Source organism: Legionella sp. km772 (genome assembly GCF_003989735.1).
Lineage (GTDB): Bacteria > Pseudomonadota > Gammaproteobacteria > Legionellales > Legionellaceae > Legionella.
Genome location: NZ_RZGQ01000175.1, coordinates 1 through 5,447 on the forward strand (window position 1 = coordinate 1; position 5,447 = coordinate 5,447).

Consider the following 5,447-nt stretch of genomic DNA (forward strand, 5'->3'; position numbering starts at 1 on the left):
TTTGAGTTCTACTGGTAATTCATCAAACATCTCAAATTTGTCTTGCATACTTTTCGCCTTATTTCTATTCATTTAAGTCAATTTTGAATAAATTATACTTGAATTGATTGTAAATATAAACGTCTGTATGGCTATAATTGGAGCAAATGAGAAGGGTGCTCAGAGATATTTGAACATTAATGCGAGGTCACACCCGCTGAAAAAACCATTTATCTTGATTATAAAATGATGGATATTCAATTAAAATTATACGATAAATTCCATGCAAAAGAGTCGAAAGAGAATAGGCGTCATTATTTTAATAATGTTACTCGTTTTCTCCTCTACCATGAATTAGGCCATGCTTTAATAGATGCTTATCATTTGCCGGTTTTAGGCCAAGAAGAGGATGCCGCAGATGCTTTATCTGCAGTTATTTCTTTAAAATACCTCCCCAAAGGTTTTCAAGTGCTGGTTGATGGCGCCGACTTTTTCTACCTCCTAGATCAAGTTATAGGAACCGATGCTAGTTCATATTGGGATGAGCATAGTTTAAATAGACAGCGTTATTACAGATTACTCTGTTTTGCTTATGGCAAAGTGCCCAATCTGGTTGAGCAGAAAATCCAGTACTACTATAAAGGTGCTTTAAATACTTTTATTAAAGAACGTTCGGACTACTGCCATTATGGCTATAACGAAACTTATTTTTCTTGGATGTTGTTGCTACAGCCTTATTTAAAACCTTTACCTACGGTTGAGGATAAAAAGAAAACCTTATAGCTATACTCATTTCTGTCCTGCTCCCTCTCATTGCCCTGTCTCTTGAGCACATTATTGCCAACGCCCCGTGGCTTGTCCACGGGGTCCAGTGTTTGAGCGGGATCTTCTAGATCCCGTGGACAAGCCACGGGACGTCGAGGACCAGAGCAGTCGTGGATCATAGGAGATGTGTAGAAGATACAGCTCATTGCCCGCGATCAAAAAACGCGGGAGTTGAGGAAAGCAGTAGGGGGTTAATAGCTTCTCAAAAATTATTTAGCCTCCTGTAAAACTTTTATAAACTGGGCTGTCGACACTTCACCCACTACTTTGAATTGATTTAGTCCTTTTCCTTGTTTATCAAAAAATAAAAAACTAGGTGGAGCAATGACTTTAAAATGACGCATTAGTGCTTTATCGGCTGCGTTGTTTTGAGTGACATCGATACGAATGAATTTAAAATTTGCTAATAGTTTTTTGACTTCCGGATCTTGAAAAGTTGTTGCTTCCATAATTTTACAAGAGCTACACCAATCGGCATAAAAATCTAATAATACCGGCGTCCCTTTTGCCTCATGAATTGCCTGCTCTACTGTAACCAGAGTCTGTGGCCTAGTAGGCTTCGTAGCGTGCTCCTGAATAGAAGAATTTTTTAGGATAACTAGAGGTTGTAAGGGATCATTTGCTCCCATACTCGCACCGATTAAAATTAATAAGCCATAGATAAATAGAATAATTCCGATTCCTTGTTTTCCTTTTTCGCGGTGGGTTTGGGCAGGAATTAAAGCACCTGCATAAATTCCTGAGAAGATGAGTAAACAGGCCCAACAAAACATCGTTAAGCTAGTAGGCAAAATTCGAGCCATTAAATAAATAGCAACGCCTAATAAAAGAATCCCAAAAAACGCTTTAATTGCATTCATCCAACTTCCTGACTCAGGTAATAATTTGCCTGCCGAAGTGCCAATGAGCAATAAAGGTGTACCCATTCCAAGACTTAATACAAAGAGAGTTAGACTGCCTAAGAGCATATTATGAGATTGGGCGATGTAGGTTAAAGCGCCAATTAAAGGAGCCGTTACACAAGGCGATAGGATAAGAGTAGAAAGACACCCCATGATGGCAGCACCAAGGTAATGGCCGCCTCGTTGCCCTCGGCTAGAGCCTGCAATTTTAGCCTGCCATGAATCCGGTAACTTCAATTCATAAAAGCCAAACATGGATAGGGCTAATAAAATAAAAATAAGGCTAAAAATGCTTATTGCCCAAGGTGATTGCATTGAGATCTGTAAATTTTCGCCTACCACAGCGACTATGGCCCCTAAAACAGCATAAGTAATCGACATGCTCAAGACGTAGCTTAAGGAGAGAAAAAAGGCTTTTCTGGTGGTTACCTGTCTACCATGGCCGACAATAATTCCTGATAGGACAGGCACCATGGGCAAAATACAAGGCGTAAAAGACAATAATAAGCCAAAACCATAAAAAATAACTAAGACCATAAATGAATTATGCTCGGTAAATACTTGGCTTATTTTATCTGACTGAGAGCTTCCTTCAGGAGCATTGATAATGGGCTTTTCTTCTTCTAAGTTTACTGTGGCTAAAGCCAATTGTTCATCGATGCCAATTTTAATTTCTTTAGTTTCTGGCGGATAACAAAAGCCATCATCCGAACAACCTTGATATTTTAATTGGACTAGGGATTCGCCGGGGCTAAGGCCCAATACATCAACAGGAAGTGCTAGTTGCCCCCTATAAACGGTATAGCTGTGCCCTTGTTTGTCTTTTTTCACTTGGGTGGGAGGAAGGCGTAAAGACCCTAGATTAAAGTTACTAGACGTTTCGGGGGTTAATTTAATGCGGTCGCTGTATAAAAAATAGCCTGATTTGATAGTCCAGTTTAAACTAAAGGTATTCGGAGTTAGTTTTTTTACTTCTAGCTGAAAAGCATCTGCCACAGGAAGTGGTTCGGAGTAAATAGGAAAAGATAGGAATAATCCTAAGGTGAGCAGCAGCCATTTTTTCATAGTTTACCCTTTATCTGAAGATAGGTTATTAGAGCTCTTACATAAGGATTCTATTGTACCTTCTTGGAGTGAATCCGTCATCTTGATGAATTAATAACTAGACGATGAGTTGATTTTTTTTATGTGGAGGCTAGAGTGAGTTTTATTTTATTTTGTATTTATTAAACAATAAAATCCATTGACGGCGAAAATCAATCAAAATATTATGCCCTACTTGTGTGAAAACCAGATTTATGTTGATTTTCAGGAACCAATTGTTATGCCTATAATTTTTCAAGATGCGCAAGAGATAGAGTTTCAATATTATGATCGGATACCAGATAAGACGATAAACTTACGTATAAAAAATGAATCTGCTTCTAAATTAAACTTAACTGCGCTGCATTTTTATGGTCTTTATAGGAATACTCTTTACGATTCATACGCTGAAAAACCAGATTTAGCTAAAGATATTCAAGAACGTTCAGATGTATATGAAGAATCGCCCAAGGTTACCAGATCGCCACTGTATCATTACTCAGTAGCGTGTTCTCTCAGCACTATGCAGGAATGGAGAGAATCTGAGGGAAAAATAAAATGCTATATCGCTTATAAAAACATGAATGGTCGTCGAACAAAAATTGGTTTTGTACACTTCACGGAACAATGTGTTAATGGTAAAAACGTTATTTATATTGCCGAAGCAGGTGTTTCAAATCGTGGTCAAGGTGTAGGTCGTCATCTTATGGAATGTGTACTTACTCATTTCCCTGCTGAGACTGAATTTTATATATTGACACGAGTTTTTAACACAAACGCCAAAACGCTTTATCAGGACAGATTAGGATTTACGCCAATAGGTGAAGATGAGGTCCAACAGTTGGGATATGATAATCGTTACTGCGGATTTAATCATACCACCACTCAAGAAGAAATTACTGCGATACAAAATAAGCAACTGGAAATGGGTGTGACCACGACGGCAGCTTGCCGATATTAATTAAGCTTTTGTTCAAAGCCCAATACAAGAATGATGCGGAGGAAGCGCTTGCTCTGAAACAGCAGAATACCGAATAATTGAGCCTAAGACTGGAAAATTTTTATTAGCAGCAAAACTTATTACTGCATTTCCCCAACAGCAAGGTCCGAGATAGTTAAAGGAATATGCGGGGGTGAAAGTATTTCGATTAAAATTAAAAAGATTAGGGTTGTTGCATCAGAATATCAGCTCAATAGAGTCAGTATTTATTTTTATTTGTATTGTTTAAACATAAAAGTCTATTGACAGGGGAAATCAATCAAAATATTATGCCCCTGCTTGATAGTCAAAAGGCTGTCTCATGGAAAAACGACAGCTCTTTTAAAGCTCGAAGCCTCTGCAATAAGTGGACATGGAAAAATGGAATAAGGAGTAAAGCAGTGCCTTTTTTTAACGTAATTACCTCGCCTGGATTAGGAAAAATAAATGAGGCTCTGCAACAGGAAGAGACCTTTTATGGACAAGCAAAATTATCTATTAATACCAATCCTTTAAATGGCAATCTCTTCATCAAGGAGTTTGCTCAGACTTTTGTTGATCAAGGCTTTCATTTCGGACTAAGCTTTTGTTATAACAGTCAAGCATCTACACCCTGGAAATTAAATAAAGCTAAGGTCATTAAGTCGATTCAAGGCCCCCCTAATCAAGTCGGAAGCTTGGTAATTGTTGAAGAGTGTGATAGCCATGAAAGCGTCTACTCTTATGTTCCTGCACGTGATTGTTACGTTAATTTAACCGCTAACTCCGCCGCATCCATTCTGACTTATAAAGACGGGCAATGGTCTGGGTGGAACCCAATAACTAATAGCCGGGAATTATATAACAAGCATAACCAGCTGGAAAAAATTACTGATCACTCTGGCAATTATCTAGCCTACATCTACGATGACCAGTCTCGCATTGTGCAAATTCAAGGTAATTCAGGAACTAGAATAAGTTTAACCTATACCTCTGAAGGTAGCGCAATTTATGCCCATGACAATGATAAAAAAAGACTGGTTATGCAGTATATTTTTGATGAGCAAAAGCGTCTTACTAAAACATTAATACCTCTTGATAATCAAGAGCCCTACACCATCGAATATACCTATTTCGAAAACTCAAACTTATTAAAAAGGATCTCACAAAGTGATCAAACGGAAGTTTATTTCGAATATAAAAAAGGGAAGCTTTTCAAGATTACCAATGGCACCGGAAATCAATATCAATTTTCATACCAAACAAATTCGACCGATCTTATTGGACCCTTAGGTTATGAGCAAAGTTTTGCAACAAACAAGCGTGGCTTATTAAAAAAATATACTTATCACCAACAAGAGCAAGAATATTATTATGATTTTTATAATCGTATTCAATCGATTCATCATCAAGATGGCACGGTAGAAGAATACCTATATGACGACTTAGGTTTTCCTGCTCACTACCGTGATCGGTGCAATGAACAGGTTTTCTATCATTACGACCCAATTACAGGCCTCTTAGGTTGTCTAACTCAAAAAACAGCTAATAAAGAAGTCAATACCTTCTACCTTTATAACCAGGGTCACCTCATGAAAAATTTTGAGATAAGATAGTGGTTAAAATAGAATCATCCCATCCAGCATTTTTTCTGAGCCGCTTAATAGATTGCCTTTTCATCTGATTTTTAGTTAATTGAA

General features: G+C 37.8%; 3 protein-coding genes and 1 pseudogene. 3 read left to right on the top strand and 1 reads right to left on the bottom strand.

What is annotated here, in order from left to right:
• Positions 1-204 precede the first annotated feature (204 nt).
• Positions 205-762: pseudogene (locus ELY15_RS13020) on the top strand (DUF4344 domain-containing metallopeptidase); the annotation flags it as partial.
• Positions 763-1,013: 251 nt separating this feature from the next.
• Here the strand turns inward: ELY15_RS13020 and dsbD are convergent.
• Complete coding sequence (gene dsbD, locus ELY15_RS13025) at positions 1,014-2,771, bottom strand: protein-disulfide reductase DsbD (protein WP_127100730.1); 1,758 nt, start codon at positions 2,769-2,771, stop codon at positions 1,014-1,016.
• Between the two features lie 178 nt (positions 2,772-2,949).
• Between dsbD and ELY15_RS13030 the strand changes: the two genes are divergently transcribed.
• Together ELY15_RS13030 and ELY15_RS13035 are read left to right on the top strand one after the other, a co-directional pair.
• Entirely contained in the window at positions 2,950-3,750 is an 801-nt protein-coding gene (locus tag ELY15_RS13030; protein ID WP_127100732.1) for an N-acetyltransferase, read from the top strand.
• A gap of 419 nt (positions 3,751-4,169) precedes the next feature.
• Positions 4,170-5,363, top strand: a complete 1,194-nt coding sequence (locus ELY15_RS13035; protein ID WP_127100734.1) for an RHS repeat protein — start codon at positions 4,170-4,172, stop codon at positions 5,361-5,363.
• Positions 5,364-5,447 lie beyond the last annotated feature (84 nt).